The 18,111-nt window shown below is 46.6% G+C and carries 6 protein-coding genes; 1 reads left to right on the top strand and 5 read right to left on the bottom strand.

Going from position 1 to position 18,111, the window contains the following annotated elements:
- The gene (locus tag AC0THY_RS03350) at positions 1-1,422 is read left to right on the top strand and encodes an MATE family efflux transporter (RefSeq protein WP_489993057.1); all 1,422 of its coding nucleotides are present in this window, start codon (positions 1-3) and stop codon (positions 1,420-1,422) included.
- Here the strand turns inward: AC0THY_RS03350 and ilvN are convergent.
- From ilvN to AC0THY_RS03375, 5 genes are all read right to left on the bottom strand, one after another.
- Positions 1,419-1,916, bottom strand: coding sequence for an acetolactate synthase small subunit (gene ilvN, locus AC0THY_RS03355; RefSeq protein ID WP_489993058.1), 498 nt, complete (start codon positions 1,914-1,916; stop codon positions 1,419-1,421). The genes AC0THY_RS03350 and ilvN overlap by 4 nt on opposite strands.
- Entirely contained in the window at positions 1,913-3,658 is a 1,746-nt protein-coding gene (gene ilvB / locus AC0THY_RS03360) for a biosynthetic-type acetolactate synthase large subunit (RefSeq protein WP_489993059.1), read from the bottom strand. Before ilvB ends, ilvN begins: the two co-directional genes overlap by 4 nt.
- Positions 3,659-3,723: 65 nt before the next feature.
- Positions 3,724-4,296 carry a TetR/AcrR family transcriptional regulator gene (locus tag AC0THY_RS03365; RefSeq protein ID WP_489993060.1) on the bottom strand — a complete coding sequence of 191 codons (573 nt, stop codon included), beginning with the start codon at positions 4,294-4,296 and terminating at the stop codon, positions 3,724-3,726.
- A gap of 124 nt (positions 4,297-4,420) precedes the next feature.
- On the bottom strand, positions 4,421-11,326 hold the full coding sequence (locus AC0THY_RS03370) for a glycosyl hydrolase family 95 catalytic domain-containing protein (RefSeq protein WP_489993061.1): 6,906 nt from the start codon (positions 11,324-11,326) through the stop codon (positions 4,421-4,423).
- Positions 11,327-11,712: 386 nt separating this feature from the next.
- Positions 11,713-17,526 carry a glycosyl hydrolase family 95 catalytic domain-containing protein gene (locus AC0THY_RS03375; protein ID WP_489993062.1) on the bottom strand — a complete coding sequence of 1,938 codons (5,814 nt, stop codon included), beginning with the start codon at positions 17,524-17,526 and terminating at the stop codon, positions 11,713-11,715.
- Positions 17,527-18,111 lie beyond the last annotated feature (585 nt).

Below are 18,111 nucleotides of genomic sequence, written 5' to 3' on the forward strand. Positions count from 1 at the left end.
ATGTTAAACAAGGAGGATACCGCCGCACAGTCTGCGGTTAATAAAATTATGAACAACAATCTGGACAGGGATTTCAACGCATTATCCCTATTAAAATTTACCATACCCAGTATTTTAAATCTGCTGTTTATGTCAGTGTATCAGATGGTGGACGCTATCTTTATCGCCAACTGTGTGGGCGAGAATGCCCTTGCTTCCATCAATATTGTATATCCGGTCATCAGTGTGGTGCTCGCAGTGACTCTGATGTTTTCCACAGGTGGCAGCGCCATTGTGGCCATGAACATGGGGCAGGGCAAGAATCGGACTGCCAGTGAGAACTTTACCGCTATCACCATTGTCTCCGCTCTGGTCGCTGTGGTTATTTCCCTGTGCTCCGCCATTTTTATGGAGCCTCTTCTGGCCTTTTTGGGCGCTACCCCGGCTCTTTTGGAGGATTGCCGCGGGTATCTGAACGTTTTGATTTTATTTATGCCTGTGGCAGCCCTTCAGTTGGTCTTCCTCTCCTTCTTTATAGTATCGGGTAAGCCGGGGCTGGGCTTTGTGCTCACACTGCTTTCCGGCTCCGTAAATATTGTGCTGGACTATCTTTTTGTCGCTGTGCTGGGGTGGGGAGTTCAGGGAGCTGCCCTGGCAACAGCCATAGGATATATGACCGCTGCCCTTCCCGGACTGTTCTATTTTCTATTTAAGAGAAAGGGGACACTCCTTTTTGTGAGACCTAGGTTCCGCTTAAAGGTTCTGGGCTTTTCCTGCTTCAATGGCTCCTCTGAGATGGTAAGCAACCTCTCCATCTCTGTGACCACCCTGCTCTTTAACAAGATGGCCCTGCAATATCTGGGGGAATCCGGTGTGGCTGCCATCACTGTGGCCCTTTACTCGCAGTTTTTCCTGACCGCTGTGTTTATGGGCTTTACGGGAGGTTCCGGTCCTGTGTTCAGCTTCCAGTACGGAAGGCAAAACGCCGGGGGACTGAACAAGCTGTTTCGCAGCAGCACCCTGATTGTGTCTGTGCTGACGGTTCTGGTGGTGATCTGCGCCTATGTGCTTGCCAGACCCATTGTATCTGTGTTTATCAGACCATCCAGCTCTTCCTACGGGCTTGCGCTCCACGGTTTTTACCTATTTTCGCTGGGCTATCTGTTTGCGGGCATCAATATCTACGCATCCGGACTGTTCACTGCCCTACAAAATGGAAAGGTATCGGCTGTCATCTCCTTTCTGCGCACCTTTTTGTTTATCGCCGCCTCCCTGATACTGCTGCCCCTTATCATAGGCGCAGATGGAATCTGGCTGGCCGTGCCCGTGGCAGAGCTCTTTTCCTTCCTGGTGTCCCTGTGCTTCCTCTTTGCTTACCGGAAGAAGTATTTCTTTATCATGAAGGCTGCAAAAGCTCCATCGGCACAGACTCCCCTGGCTTAGTGGGGGACGGATATCGCTTCGATGGCAACACTGCCGCCTCTTACCACCTCTATACGCCCTGCAAACGATTCCCTCAGTTTGCAGATGAGGTGGGTGTTCCTCTCCTCTGTCTGGGCGCATTCAATGAGAAGGGTATCTGAGCTGCCATCCACTATGGCTGCCTGGAAACTTTTTGCCACCTGAAACAGCATGCGGATATCCGTATCTGAACACTGCCTCACCTTCACAAACATAAACTCTTTCCTAACTGTAGCCGCCTCCGTGTAATCCACAACCTTAATGACCTCCACACACCGGTTCAGTTGTTTTTTTACCTGTTCAAAAATCGCATCATCGCTGATCAGGCTGATGGTCATTCTGGACATGGTTTCATCCTCCGCAGGTCCCACTGTCAGACTGTTCAGATTATAGGACTTGGCTGAGAATAAACCTGAAATCCGCGCCAATACCCCCACGTCATTTTCCACAAGCAGGCTGATCCATCTCTTTTTCATACTCCGTCCCCTCCATTTCCGTTTTCTTCAAAAATCATTCCTCCCAGGGGGTTGCCGGGGGGCACAATGGGAAACACATTCTCCTCCCTCTCAATGATAAATTCAATCAGGGAGGGGATCTTCTTTCTCGCCTTTGCCCATCTGAGCGCTCCCTCTACCTCATCCGGCCTGGTTACGCGCATCCCGTCCGTTCCATAACTTCTGGCCAGACTCACAAAATCCGGAATATAGACAGGACATTCCTCTCCGGGTCCATTACAGGCTGCAGAGCAGCCTCTCCTAAAGCGCAGGCAGGTCGCCGAATAGCGCTTTTCATAGAACATTTCCTGCCACTGTCTCACATTGCCCAGATACCCGTTGTTCAGCACACAGATGATTACCGGAAGCTCATACACCATGGCAGTTGCCATCTCTTGTATATTCATCTGCATACCCCCATCCCCGGAAATGACGATCACATCTCTGTCCGGATTTCCTATCTTAGCCCCCAGAGCCGCCGGAAAACCGTATCCCATGGTGCCCAGTCCCCCGGAGGTGAGCAGCTGTCTCTGTCCGTCCAGCTCCAGAAACTGTGTGGCCCACAGTTGATTCTGTCCCACATCTGTTGCGATCACGGAACGGTCGAAAACCTTATTTATCCCATCCAATATGTGCTTTGGCGTCAGATATCCACATTTCATAGAAAGGGGGTGGATATCTTTCCAGCTTTCCACACACTCTCTCCACTCATCAACCGACAAATACTCCGCCCTCTGAAGAAATGCAAGAATTGCCTCTTTTGCATCCGCCACAATGGGGATCTGAGCGCTCACATTGCGCGAGATGGAGGCGGTATCTATATCCACATGTACGATGACCGCATTCCTGGCAAACTCCTCCACCCGTCCTGTGATCCGGTCATTGAATCTGGTTCCTATGGAGAACAGCAGATCGCAGTTGGAGATGGCCGTATTTGCCGCGTAGCTGCCGTGAATCCCCAGATTTCCCACGTACAGAGGATGCTCAGTGGAAATGGCCCCTCTTCCCATAATGGTTGTGACCACCGGTACACCCGTCTTCTCGGCAAGCTGCGTCATCTCCTCCCCTGCATTTGCAATCTTAACGCCTCCTCCCACCAAAAAGACGGGTCTTTTTGCATTTGAAAGGGCATTCATGGCCTTCTTAACCTGGCCCACATGAACCTGTTTGCTGGGGCAGTATCCCCTGATCGTCACGCCATCGGGGTAACAGTCCGAACCGGATTCCTTCTGAATGTCCTTGGGAATATCCACTACCACCACCCCCGGCTTTCCAGTGCGTGCAATATAAAAAGCCTTTTTAATGATTTCCCCCAATTCGCTGCGATTCCTCACTGTCACCGCATATTTGCAGATACTGCGGGTGATCCCCACAATGTCCACCTCCTGAAAAGCATCGTTTCCAATCAGACTGGTGGGTACCTGGCCCGTAAAGCAGACCAGGGGCACACTGTCATAGTTGGCCGTGGCGATCCCTGTGACCAGATTGGTCGCTCCTGGCCCGCTGGTTACAAGACAGACCCCCACCTTTCCTGTAGATCTGGCATATCCGTCCGCTGCATGGACCAGCCCCTGCTCATGTCTGGGCAGAATTACCTCTATCTCCTCTTCCCCATACAGCGCGTCAAAGAGATCAATCGCCTGACCTCCCGGATAACCAAATAAAATAGTTACCTTTTCTTCTTTAAGCGCCTTCACAAATAACTGCGCACCTGTAATTTCCATATACTGCACCTCCTTGTATGCATGTACTTGCTTGCTTAAAATTCAAGTGCGCCTTGGCGCACTCTCTAGGAAACCCCATCCAGAAACAGCCTAACGCTGCTTCGGATATATTCCTCCTGTTCCAGTTGTGTCAAACTCTGCCCAAAAGAAGCTTTTAAAAAGGTATATCCAAAAGTGGAGGAAAAGATTGTCATGGCAAGGCTCTCATAATCCCTGTGAGGGATCTTTCCCCTCTCCTCCATTCCCTCAAAATACTCCTTGAGAGAACTTATGAAAGCCCGGGGTATCTTCATGATCAGGGGCGCGGTCTCCTCGTAGATCTGGGGGGCGCGCAGTCCTATGGACAGCCTCACAAAGTCCGGTGTAATCCTCCTCATATACTCTCTCATAAACATTTCAAGATCCGGCTCCAGTTCCCATACCACCTCCTTAAAGCACTCCTCCGTCAAATTTCCTCTCCATTTTTCCTGCTCCATTCCGTGAAGCACAATGTCCTTCTTATTCTGAAACTTTCGGAAAAGAGTACACTCATTGACCTCGGCTCTTTTGGCAATATCCTTTGTCGTTGTGGCAATGTATCCCTTATCCCTCACCAGAGACATGGTCGCATCTATGATCTTTTGACTTGTTGTATCCAATTCGGCACCTCCATGCAAGTACTTGCTTTCAACTATTTTATATTAGATTGCAGAGATTGTCAATAGAAGAAACCGGGCCAACTCACAGCCGGCCCGGCATGTAAACGAAAAGATTAATGATAATTTATTTCTTTACCTTCACAACTCTGGAAACCTTACCCCCACTATATTTGGAAGATTTCTTTACTACAACTTTATAGTAATATTTTTTTCCAGCCTTCGCTTTCTTATCCACATATGTCCTCTTTGCGGCCTTAGCAGTGGCGATTCTTACATATTCTTTGTTCTTACTAGAAGAACGATAGATATAATATTTGTCTGCGCCTTTTACTTTTGACCAGGTAATTTTCACCTGCCTTTTTCCAGATTGTTTTGCCAAAACCTTCCTGGGGTTTGAAGGCAAATTGATGGATACTTTCTTACTATTTGTACTGTCCAAATACTTCGTCGTGTCTTTAGAAATAACTTTAATGTAATAAAGAGCTTTCTTTCCACTGGCTGGAGCATTGTCATAGAGATAACCTGACTTTGTGGTCCCAATTAGTTTTCTATTTTTTCCAACTTGACGGTATACCTTGACTTCCTGTCCCATTGGCGGCTTTTTAAAGCTGATCTTCACTCTGCCTGTAGCCTTGTTCGCTATGCTGCTCTTCACCGAGAGAATCCGCGGCTGAGCAATCTGTACCGGCTTTACTGTAACCGGCGGTTTTTCATTTTTAAGATCAATAATCTTTTTTTCCGCCTGCTGCAAAACCTGAATATTATCTACCTGAGCCTTCTGAGACTCTGTCAAAGCCTCATAAGCATTGCGGGCATCCCTGACTTTTGCCTCGTCCTCCAGTGTTACGTTTCCGAGCGCCGCAATCTGTTCTTTAACGGAATCCACTGCTGCCTTATCTGTCTTCAATCCTTCCAGTACGTTCTCCGCGTTTTCTAAGATACTGAGATTATTTACCAGCTCCCTCTGGCTTTCTGTCAGGCTTTCATAGGCATTCCGAACTGCCATGATCTCTGCTTCTGAGGCAATGCTTACCTCTCCGATTTTGTCAATAAGTTCTATTACCTTGCCTGCTGCATCTCCATCTACCAGTTCCGCAAATTTTATCTCTGCTTCTGTCAACACGCTCAGTTTCTCAGCACTGATCATTGCCTTTTGTGACTCCGTCAACGCATCATAAGCTGCTCTTGCCTCTTCAATTGCTCCCCGGGAATCCAATGTTACCGTGCCTACAGCATCAATCTTCTCCACAACTGCTTCTGCCTTTGCTTTGTCCGTCTTTAAACCTATAAGTGTTTCCTCTGCTTTAATTAGCACTTCCACCTGCTCTTGACTGATTAATGCTTTTTGACTGTCTGTCAGACCTTCATAGGCTTCTCTTGCCTCTCTGACAGCCTCCTCGGAGTCCAGCGTTACCGTTCCGATTCCATTAATCTTCGCTGTCACACTGTCAGCCGCTTCCTGATTTGCTTTGTTTTCCTTCAACTCTTTTAATGTCTTTTCTGCTTCAATCAGCACTTTCAACTGTTCCAGACTGATCAATTCCTTTTGGTTGTCTGTCAGACCTTCATAGGCTTCTCTTGCCTCTCTGATAACCTCCTCGGAGTCCAGCGTTACCGTTCCGATTCCATTAATCTTTGCTGCCACACTGTCAGCCGCTTCCTGATCTGACTTATTGTCCTTCAAATCCGCCAGAGCCTTCTCTGCCTCGGTTAGTACTTTCACCTTCTCATCACTAATCAGGGCCTTCTGGCTATCTGTCAGACCTTCATAGGCTTTTCTCGCCTCCTCAATGGCTTTTTCGGAGTTCAACGTGACTGTTCCGATCGCATCGATTTTCTGAATCACCTTATCGGCTGCTTCTCTATCAGAAATGCTTTCCAAAACAGATTTCATTTTTTCTATACGAGTGTTGATTTCTTCCTGTGTTGCCAATTCATTGTCGCGGATCAAAATCATATTGTTGTATGCATCCATGAACAGCCGTTTTTGTTCATAGAAGAACCCGTCCAATTTACTGTCTGCAATCCATTTTGCAGCTTCAGCGATGACTTCATTTAACTCCGTGCGGTCCGCTTCCACTCCGCCTTTCCGGCCTGATATTTTAAAGCCGTCCACCACGGTATACTCACCTGCTTTACTGGGCTGGCTTACAGCTCTCAGAATGTAGGTTCCTGCCGGCAGTTTTCCTGAGGTATATACCGCAGTCTGATATGCGCCATTTGGTTCCTTACAATTTGCAATTCCCGTTTCCACCTCATTACCTTTGTCATCACGAATTGTAATCTGGAAATTAGACTGATCATTCTTTGAGCGTGATAAAATAGTAATCTGTTCTCCTGCAAATGTTATTTCAAACCATGGTGCATCTCCTGACTGATAATTATAAGCCATGCACTTTCCGCCCTGATCCTGCACATTCATGCTATAAAACCACTGGTTTTTCACACCTGCTGTGGCAGAAGAAATAGCAGTACTATAGACAATGGATTCATCATCACATTCCACAACCGTATCCTCTACAGGATCTTCTACGGGAACGGTTACTTCTATGGTGCGTTCTGCTACTGTCTGGTCATCCAGTTTTGTTACACGATATGTAACAGAAACAGCTGTTTCCTCCTTAGGTCTTGTGATTGCCCCTGTGCTGTCAATCACATCCTGATTGCTGGTGGATGAAATAGATAAATGGTATCCCGCCGGCAATATCGATGGAATCAGGACTGTGGAGGAGGAAGTAGGCTGCTGCACGCTCAGCATTTTTGCTACCTGCTCTGCTGTCAAGGCTGCTTTCGCCCTCACGGTAAGCGTATCCGTTTTCTCCCCTGTACTTCCATCTGCTGTTTTTGTAACACGGTAGGTCAAAGTCACCTCTGTATCCTCCGTGGGAGTCGTGATTGTGCCGTCCAACGCTACCACTTTCTGGTTACTAGAAGAGATAAGGTCCACCTTATAGCCTTCCGGCACCACAGAAGTAGTCACCGAGGATGCACCATAAGCCGGCTGGTACACACACAGATCATCTGCAACACTCTGTGCTGACTCTTCTTCATAAAATGCCTGATACAGTTCTACTTCTGACAGCGTAACGCCTGCAGCGCCTGACATAGTAAACTCAATGCGCAGCTTTGTCGCAATGGTGTCCGGAAGTTCCACGCCCAGATTAGCTCCTACTCCGCCTCCTTCTGCGATTTTCTTCCACTCACCATCAATCTCTGCCTCCACCTGATATCCGGAAACACGATTCGCAAATGAGGCCGCTTCCATAATTACCAGATAGTTAAAGGCTGTCTCCTTTTGTAAATCAAAGGTTATGGTTATCGGAGAAACATTGTCGTCAGTTGCCCAGCGGGTGCTCTGGTTACCATCTACTACGGCAGAGGGCCCATACTGAGCATTATTCTTATAGTAATTCGATGCTTCTGCGGGTTTGTTCAGCAGCAGATTATCTCCCTTCACTAAAACCCCTTTAGCCGGAACATCCAAATTGAACTGATTGATCACAACCCTATTTCCTGTTGCATAATTCCTACCATCTACATGCTTTATTGTCAGTGTGTGATCTCCCAGAGGAAGGCCTTTCTTCTGGTACAGGCTGCAGGAATCATTCGTTTCCTCAAATGAATATAAATCAACTGTCTTGTCCAGTTGTCCATCCAGATAAACCTCTATTTTCCCGCAATCTGTATTTGAACGTCCCATTACAGTAATTCCTTCTCCGTAGAAGGGAACGGTAAGTGTGTCTCCAGCAGCATCACTCACTATCTTTGTTCCAGAGTTCTGCCAATTGCCTGTTTTTTGCACTTCACTGCTGGTTGCTACCAGTGTCTTCGTCTGATACCTGTCTGCCAGTTTTTCTCTTGCATATGCCATCTGCTCTCTTGCTGTCGTCATCTCTTTCAAAGAAGGCATCTTCTCCCCTTCGAGTAAAGCAAGGGCCTTCTCTCTGGTTGACTGAAGCATTTTCCAGCTCTCATCTGTGTAATCTATACCTCTCAGGCATTTTGTGCGCTCATATTCCTGAGTCAGAGAAGCCAGATCATAGACATCTTTCCCTGATTTGAGAGTAAAGATGCGGCTGACATAGTCCGCTGATCTATCGATGCTAATCAGCACCTCATATGTGCCATCCAGATTTGCCGGTACTTTAAAGTCTGCTTGAAATCCACTGAAATGTTTCACATCGATCATCTGCTGCGCAATCACTTCTCCGTTTGACCTGTCAATTATCTGAACTACCGCTGTTTTATTTTTATCTGGCAGCTGATATGCGATAAAGGACAAATCTCCTTTTGCAGAATCATAGTACATTCTGATATCTGCTTCGTCTTCCCCCTCCAATGCAACACGTGAAATCGGCAGTTCTTCATCAGCAACCCCAATGTTTTCAAATCCTGCCGGAATTGAATAAGCTGCTCCATAAGAGGTAGGCACGGGCTCCTCTTTCTCCGACGGAGCTGCCACCTGATAAGCGGAAGAAACTCTCTTATTGGGAGTAATTGTGTAAGTCTCTCCCTCTATTGTAGTGAATGTGATCGTATTGTCATCTTCCACAGTAAAGGAAATCCTGTTTCCCTTTGAGTCAACAACAACGCTGTCCTTAATGTTATTGTACCGAAGCTTCAGATCCTTCCCCTTGTTGGATCGTACTTTCATAAGAGTTAAAGCATTCTCTTCCCATTCAGCATCCACCTCAAAATTACCTCGGGCCATCAGACCTTCATAGCTTCCACTTATCCATTCCTCAGGAAGGGCCGGGATAGGCTGTATATAACCTGCATGGCTCTGCAGCAACATCTCTGTCACACCTGCGCTTAAACCAAGCGTTCCATCAATCTGGAATGGTGGATGGGTGTCAAACATATTTGAGAGGGTGCGCTCTGCCAGTATTCCTGAGAAGCACTCCATCGCATTTTTGCCGTCCAGCAGCCTCGCCCATTCATTCATTTTCATTGCCCGTGACCAACCGGTCTGAGCATTTCCGCGCTTTGTCAATGAAACCTTTGCAGCTGCAAATTCATCCGGTGTTTCCGGAGTAACCATGAATAATGGATACAGGCAGACCAAATGGGAAGTATGACGATGCTGATCCTCTCCCTCTCCCTCCATGTTGCCCAGGCGTCCGATTTCAACGATATCTTCCTCTCTCCACTCTTTAATCTGTCCCCATTCACCAATGCGGATAGGATCTAAACGCTCCTTCTGCTCCGCTAATTTTTTAATAAATTCTGTATCCTTTTCACCAACCACCTTACTGCTCTCAATGACATTTTCAAACAACTGATAGGTGAGAGATTGTTCATAGGTTGTTCCCACTGTTACAGGTCCATGCTCTGAAGAAAAGCTGGGAGCAACTACCAGACTTCCATCACGAGGATCTTCCACCAGCAGCTCTGACAAATACTCAGCAGCTCCCCGCATAATGGGATAGATTCTGTCTCTCAGCATCTGTTCATCCCCGGTAAACAGATAGTAATCATAGATATTTGCACATATCCATGCAGATGAAGCAGGATTCAATGCATAATTGTAATGATTGTAAGGCGCTGTATAACCCAGAGGACTGCTGGAGCAATTTGTCATCCATCCTTTTTCAATTCCTGTATACTCGAAAGCTGTCACACTTCCAGGTGCGCGCAGACCGTCCACATAGTCAATCAGCGGGATCATCGTATCGCCCATGTTTGCGTTCATGGCTTCCCAGTAATTCATTTCCAGGTTTACATTCAGATGATAGTCTGAACTAAACATGGGGTTATTGTTGTCATTCCAAACTCCCTGAAGGTTGGCTGGAAGTGATCCTGCCCTCGAAGACGCAATCAGTGCATATCTTCCAAATTGATATGCCAGCATCTCAAATTCACGGTATTTACTGTCACTCAGATCTCCTGCCTTGAACCCTTCCTGGTACTGGCCCAGAAGTTCATTGGTGGGCAGTCCATTGTCAAACTGGCCCAAATCAATCCTTACTGTATCAAAAAGCTTCTTGTAGTCATCAATATGCCTTTCCTTTAAGGTTTCATATCCCTTCTTAGTTGCCTCTTCAATCCGTTCAATGACACCTGGAAGAGGGTCTTCTCCAACATAATTTGGGTATTCATTTTTATAGTCTGTACCTATGGTCATCAACAGAACAACAGAATCGGCCCCATCAATGTGAATGTCCTTGTTCTCTGTGGCCGACAATGTTCCGCCATCATTCAATACACGCACTCTTGAAGCAAGCTTCATGTTATTGCTCTTTACATTTGCTGTAACCGTTAAGGTATTATCCTGTTCAATCTCTTTCTTTACATTTACCTTTGTCTCTTTACCGCTTGTTATTTTCTCTGTTACCAGCGGTTCCAAATTCATTGTAAAGCTTAATTTTCCAGGCTCACTGGCTGTTAATTTAAATGCCATCACATTATCAGGATAATTTGCCAGGTATTCTCTGGTGTAGGTAACTCCATCATGACTGTATGTAACACCCGATAAGGCATTCTCTAAATCCAGATACCGATGATAATCCCCCGGTATAGCGGAAGGCGCCTCATCAAAGATTAAATTCAGATTACCAAAGGTCTGGTAAGAGCCTCTCTCGTATCCCTTTCCGAGCAGCAGACCCGTATCCATGATTTTATCTACTGCATCCTGATCATATTTGAAAGCCGCTTCCCGAAGCTCGGGAATCAGCTTATTTCCTCCTGTTTTATTCCCTCCTGTATAATCGGGGCGGGAATTCGGTCCACTTTTCCAAATTGTCTTTTCACTTAGCTGTAATTTTTCATTTTTTAAATCACCGTAAATAGCAGCGCCCATATAACCATTACCAATCACTAAAGGTTGAAGATCACTGGGCTTTGTGCTGGAACTACTAACCCAATTATAGTTTGTTGCAGGTTTGTTATACCACAATTCCAGTTTAGCCGACTCCTCTGATAAGACAGCCTTTTTCTCTTCAACACTTCCTCCACCGGATGCACTGACAGATAATACAGGGGATATCAGCAATGCTGCACTGACCACCAAACTAATAATTTTTCTTTTCATAATTTTTACATCCCTTCATTTTCTTTTTAATCTTTCATTCTGTTGATTGACTTTAATGTCAGTGAGGGATACGATTTCTCTCCGTCCGTCACTGCCGTTAATCTTGTTTTAGGTGATTTGCCTCTTCACCTCCTTTTTCAAAATTCGTCAAAGCTTATATCTTTTTTTGCAAACACGACTATTATATGTCTAAATTGTAGATATTTTAATAGAATATCTTATCAAAATAGGTAAAAATTCAACTTTATATATTAAACTTCACTGACATCTTATACACGTTGCGGGTTGAACTTTTCTGACAATTAGCTAGGTTGTTCTTCTTTTTAAATAAAGACGCCGGGCCAACTCACAGCCAGCCCGGCCTTCAAAGCAAAATAGCATTCTAATTATTTCACCTTTTTCACAATCTTCTTTGCACTGTAAACAGTATAAACCTTCTTATTGCTTATAGTCTTGTAAGCGCGCATTCTAAAGTAGTATTTCTTTCCGCTCTTTAGCTTCGTGATTACCTTGCCTGCTGCTTTTGCGCTGTTTACCGTTACGGTCTTCTTTCCTTTGAAGTTCGCCTTGAGTGCATACTGAATCTGATATCCCTCTGCACTCTCAACCTTCTTCCAGCTAAGCTTAACCTGTTTCTTCCTGGCGCTCTTAGCTGACTTGATGGATACTTTTGCCTTTTCAAACTTCGCCTGAGCCAGCAGATCTTCCATCTCTTTTTTCAGCTGCTCTGCCCGCTCAATTGCCTTTTCTGCTTCCTTCGCTTTCTCTTCCGCAATCTTCTGAGCCTGCTCTGCTGCCTTTGCTTTTTCTTCCGACACCTTCTGAGCTGCCTCTGCTGCCGCCTGAGCCTTTAACGCCTCATCCTTGGCTGCCACAGCCAAGTCTTTTGCTGCCTCTGCCAGATTTGCATATTTCTCTGCTGATTCCGCTGACTTGGATGCTGCGCACTTTGACTCCTCTGCAGACTGCTGAGCCTTAGATGCCTCGTCTCTTGCCTGCTCCACTTTCTGCAGTGCTCCCTCCGCTCCTATCCGTGCTTCCTTAGCTGCATTTTCTGCGTCCTTGGCTGCCTTTGCAGACTGGTCTGCCGCATCCTTTGCATCCTCAGCCAATTTTTTGGCTGCGTCCGCTTTCTCCTGAGCCTCTGTTGCTGCTATTTTTGCCTGCTCCGCTGCCGCACTGTTTGTGCCTGCTGTCTGGGCTGCTGCCACTGCCTGATCCTTTGCCTTATCGGCCGCCTCCTGGGCTGCTTTTGCTAATTTCTCAGCTTCCTGTGCATCCTTCTTTGCCTGTCCGGCCACATCGGCTGCCTCTTTGGCTGCCTCGGCCGCTGCTACCGCCAGGTCTTTCGCTGCCACTGCCTGATTTGCATACCCCTCTGCTGACTGGGCTGACTGGGATGCTTCGTTCTTTGACTGCTCTGCTGTCTGCTGAGCCTGTAATGCCGCATCACGTGCCTGCTTGGCTTCCTGCAATGCCCCTTCCGCTCCTGTCTGGGCTTTCTTAGCTGCATCTTCTGCATCCTTGGCTGCTTGAGCAGACTGGCTTGCCGCATCCCTGGCAGTTTCAGCCAGCTTTTTGGCATCATCTGCTTTTGCCTGAGCCTGCTCTGCCGCTATTCTTGCCTGCTCTGCTGCTGCACTGTCTGTGCCAGCTGACTTGGCTGCTGCCTCAGCCTCCGCTTTCGCTGTATCTGCCGCATTCTGTGCGATCTGGGCCAATCTCTGAGCCTCTTCTGCGTCTGTTTTTGCCTGCTCTGCCTCTTCTGCCGCCTCTTTTGCCGCCTCTGCAGCCAGTCCGGCGATCTGTCCATTCAGATCAACATACAGAGCAGTCTTGCCCGGGATGTCAAATGTTCCTGTATCTTCCACTGTTCCATTGGTCACGCGGTAGGAGTATGTCCCGTTAGGAAGCATAGTCTGCCCGCCGTTCTGTACTGTGTATCCGTATCCATCCGCATCCAGCAGCTCTATTTCTGCATCCCGCGGCTGTACTTCAACACTGATCTCTGACTGTTCAGGTGCCTCATTGGCTGTCAGCAGATCTAACTCTGTATTGGAGTAATTAAACTCTGTATCTGTCCAGTAAATATAGACATCTTTTATTCCCTTTGCTGACTCCGCATTGCTGAGCACTGGATTCCCGCACTCTTTGAGTGTCTGCCAGCCTCCTGTCTCGCCTTTAATGTCAAAGATTGCCACTGTAGCAGCAGAATCCACATCGCCCTGCCCCGGTTCAGCAACCCTAACTTCCAGACGGCGTTTGTCTCTGATCGCCGGAGATGCAAAATAAGTTCTGCCTCCCTGAATACCATCCTTCAAATCCACGTTTTCGTATTTCAGCCATCCATTCGGTTTCAGGAATTCTGCCAGGTTTGGACCGATCTGCATCTGACCTGATTGGTTTGATCCGCCGGATTCATCGTCTCTGTCAATAGCGCGCAGCTTAAGCGAACCAACGGTGCCGTTAATCAACTCTACTTCTTTACTTGCACTGAGCGTGCCATTCTCTGCAGTTGCTGTGATCGTAAATTTCTGTGCTGCGCTGTTTGCCTTGATTCCAAGGACACCGCTATTTAACTTAACACCTGCATAGTTACCTGTGAGAGCCCAATCACTCTCAATTCCTCCAACCCTGACAAGACCGTCTGCATAAGCCACTGCCATATGGTATGCGTAGCTTTCATTCTTGCTGGCATTGATATAGATTGGTGAATTTCCCACAAGTTTTGTGCTGGCAGCTTCACCTGGAGTCTGCTCCTCACCAAAGAACTGAAGGGACTCTAAATTTGCATTTCCGGTAAATACCAGGTACACATTGTGCTTTCCGGTAACGTTCCCGGCAAAATTCTCAAAGAATCTTAAATAATCTGTCCCCATATCTGCCAGTCCCACTGATGCCAGCAGTTCTCCGTTTTTGCTGTCCAGACGAACCTCTACCGCTCCGGCCTGGGATGGATTTTTGGTACCTGCGGAAGCTTTCAGTATAACGCTCTTTGCTCCCTCTTCGCCAAATGCCACATTCTTAAATAACAGGTAATCGCCTCTCGCTGTATCCTCAACAGCACTCTCACCTACGGTAAGGCTGCCGCTGATTACGTCCGCTTTCACCGCTGAGATTTCACTGTAAGCATCCACATTCTCACCAGAGGGCTGGATCTCACTGAGTGAATACACGTCACCCGCCTTTGCGTCTTTGATGATAATGGAATCTTTGTCACCCTCAATGGTTTCAAAGGCTGCTGCTTCTCCGTTTTTCGTCAGAACACCTGTCGTTAAATTCTCCGATTTAACAGTTAAATCTCCGTCAACCTGGGGACGCAGCTTCGCAGTCTTGAGTTCTTTTTCATCCCACTGCATATCTATCTCTACGTTTCCTCTGGCTTTCAGCCCTGTCACCCGGCCGCTGTTCCACTTAGCCGGAAGTGCAGGAAGCAGTTCAATCGCGCCTCCCTGGCTCTGAAGCAGCATTTCCGTCATACCGGAGGTTCCGCCAAAGTTTCCGTCAATCTGGAATGGTGCATGTGTGTCAAAAAGGTTCGGCAATGTAGACTCTGACAGGAGCTCTTTCACCAGCTTCTGCGCGCGGTCTCCGTCCCGCAGTCTTGCCCAGAAATTGATCTTCCATGCCTTACTCCATCCGGTACCGCCGTCTCCTCTGGTATTCAAGGTCACCTTCATGGCTTCCCCAAAAGTATCTTCCTCTGCGCTGCGTCCGATTACAATCTGATTTCCCGGATGCAGAGCATACAGATGATTTACATGGCGATGGCCATTGTCTCCAATGATATCCATCTGAATTTCATCTTTCCACTCCTGATACTGGCCGGCCTGACCGATCTTAGGACCGCTTAATCTCTCCTGCGCATTCCTGATTTCCTCAATGTCAGCTTCGGTATCTCCCACAACCTCACTTGCCCGTAATACCTGATCAAAAATTCCCCATACTACAGACTGCGGTTCCGTAGCACCCAGGGAGTATGCCCCGTGCTCCGGTGAATAGGAAGGACTCACTACTAAGGTACCATCCCTTTCATCCTCCACCAGGTTATCTACCCAGAACAGTGCTGCGTCTTTCAATGTCTTGTAATTCTCTCGCAAGAATGTCTCATCCTGTGTAAACTGATAATATTCCCACAGGTCATTTGCGATCCATGCACCATCCTCAGGGCTGAAGAAAGCATCGCTGGTAGCTGGCCCTACGCCGCCCCAAATGTTATTCTCATGCCAAATGGTCCATCCGCGTGTATCATTGCCAAAAATAGTCTTTGCGCCTGCATATCCTTTCACTGCAAGACTCTTGATATATTCAATCAGAGGCTTATGTGTTTCTTCCAGGTTTGTCTGCTGTGCCGGCCAGTAGTTCATCTGCAGATTAATATTTGCATGATAATCTGAATTCCACGGCGGATTCAGTCCGTCTGCCCATACACCCTGAAGATTTGCAGGTAAGCTTCCTTCTCTGGATGAAGAAATCAAAAGGTAGCGTCCAAACTGATAGTATAAGGTCTCAAGATACCGGTCTTCCTCCGGCGTGTTCGTCTTTGCGTACCCACTTAAAAGTTCGTCTGTGGTTTTATCTGCCGGAGCACTTAAACCATCCAGATCCAGCTGTACACGATCAAACAACTCATGATAATCTCTTTCATGTTCTTCCAGCAGCTGATCATAACCTTTTTCCACCGCCGTCTGCATCCTCTCCTGAACTGCAAGCAAAGGATCTTCGCCGGTGAAGAAATCGTCATAATTTTCCGTCATGCTCAGGTTATAGTTTGTTCCTGCTGTCATCAGAATTACTGCACTGTCTGCTCCCTCAATGGTGAGGCCATCTTCCTCTGCTCTTACAGAACCGCCCTGTGGAATCACCTTTACCTGCTGTGCAAAATGCAGCGCATTGCTGAAATCCTCCTCACTTCCGTGAATCTGATCACTTGGCCAGCCTGTCATGGTGATGGTATCTCCCTCAGAAGAAATTGTTTTCATGCCCTGCGGGGATGACAAGCGCACATGCGTCGTGAGCTTTCCGCTCTCAGATGCAGATACACGGATTGCCATCATATTGCTCGGATAATTGACAAAGTACTCTTTCTCATAGTCTACACCATCTCTGGTATATGAGATATTTACCTTGCTGTCATCCAGGCTCAGAGTTCTCTCATAGTTTGAAAACTGAACTTTTTCTTTTTCTCCCGCGGAAACTTCGATCTCCGCTAACTGAAATTTTTGTGTATTGTCACGCAGATCGTTCACTACCAGACGATATCTCTGATAAGTGCCGGGAGCGTCCAAATCAAACTTCACGGTCTTTCCTCTGGAATCCTCTTTAAAGTCAATCACTTCAGAGACCTGAACGTAGCTGTCTTCTCCCTCTGCTTCCTCAGATGCATATAATACCCATGACTTGGGATCTCTGCTGGGCATATCATTTCCTGTTGTCAAGGAATAGCTGTTTGCCAGAAATGCCTTATTGTAATCCCACTCTACTATGTAGGGAACTGTATAAGATGTGCCGTTTGGCGGATCTGCAAAATACTTGCTCCCTGTATTGCCATCAAACAGATTTCCGCTTCCCTCGCCGCCGTTCTGCCCGTTTTTATGCTCATTGTTGGCAAATATACGCACAATCTTGGGACCAGTCAATCCTACGTCCTCAATATAGAGATTTGCCAATGCCTGATAAGACCCAAAGTGATTCTTATCACCTTTCAGCTGGTTGATGGCATTCACTGCTGTCTGATTTGTAGGATAGTCTTTTCCGATCCATTTGCCGCTTGCCTCATCATACACCGGCTTATTGGATTCATCTGCTGAAAATGCAGTCATCGTATCCTGCAGTTCTCTTCTTGCAGTCTCCAGGTTTGCCAGATTTTCCTCAGTTGTCTTTCCTCTTGGCATACCTCCATTATAATTCTCATCCGATCCCGGACCGCCTGACCAAACCGTTTTCTCATTAATCAGGATACGGTCACTATCTACCCCTCCGTATACCATTGCACCCATATACCCATTTCCAATGGGCAGCGCCTCAGCCAGCGGTTCCCCGTTTACGCTCATCTGAGCTGGCCTTGTATAGCGTGTCTTCAATTCCGGTTGAAAATGAATCTCTGCGGTCTCACTGGCCGGTGCTGCCATAGATGGTATGGGTACACTTGTAAATACCATCAAACCGGCAAGCAAAATTGAAAAAAATCTCTTTTTCATTCGAATTCCCTCCAAAATCTTGTTGTGGATCTGTCATAGTTTCTTTTCTGACACCCAATTTATTTCTTTCCCTTTACTGATGATGCTTCTTCTCCATATTGCCTGCATCCTTTCATTTACCATTTAAAGCTCTTACATATACCTTTAATAATTTCCTCCCTGTCCCTCCCTGGGAATGACTAGTTCATTCCCATCCTTGTTTCAACTACCTCACCTAAAATGTCTCTCCTTCACCCTCACCTACCATTCCTCTATATTAAGCATGGACTCTTTTGCACAGACATAAGCCATTTGGCAAAATGGATACCGTCCAATGTCTATGCGAACATTATATGTCTAAATTGTTAATATTTTAATAGAATATCTTCCTAAAAAGGGTAAAAATTTAACTTTCTTTATATTTTTTTACTTGTTTGTTCATTTTATTTGGTTATATAACCCATTATAAAAACAAAATTTAGTGTCACATTAAACAATGGTTGTGGAAATATTGTATAAAAAATTCCTCATATTTCGCTTTTTCTTATCAGAATAGATAAGAACAATTTTCCATTATAAATAGTTTAAGAATGATTCAGATAAACA

The organism is Ruminococcus sp. 8Y-12 (genome assembly GCF_058119865.1).

Excerpts from the sequence above, each read along its gene's own strand:
- ilvB (WP_489993059.1), bottom strand. The coding sequence starts at position 3,658 with ATGGAAATTACAGGTGCGCAGTTATTTGTGAAGGCGCTTAAAGAAGAA.
- AC0THY_RS03370 (WP_489993061.1), bottom strand. The coding sequence starts at position 11,326 with ATGAAAAGAAAAATTATTAGTTTGGTGGTCAGTGCAGCATTGCTGATA.
- AC0THY_RS03350 (WP_489993057.1), top strand. The coding sequence starts at position 1 with ATGTTAAACAAGGAGGATACCGCCGCACAGTCTGCGGTTAATAAAATT.
- AC0THY_RS03375 (WP_489993062.1), bottom strand. The coding sequence starts at position 17,526 with ATGAAAAAGAGATTTTTTTCAATTTTGCTTGCCGGTTTGATGGTATTT.
- ilvN (WP_489993058.1), bottom strand. The coding sequence starts at position 1,916 with ATGAAAAAGAGATGGATCAGCCTGCTTGTGGAAAATGACGTGGGGGTA.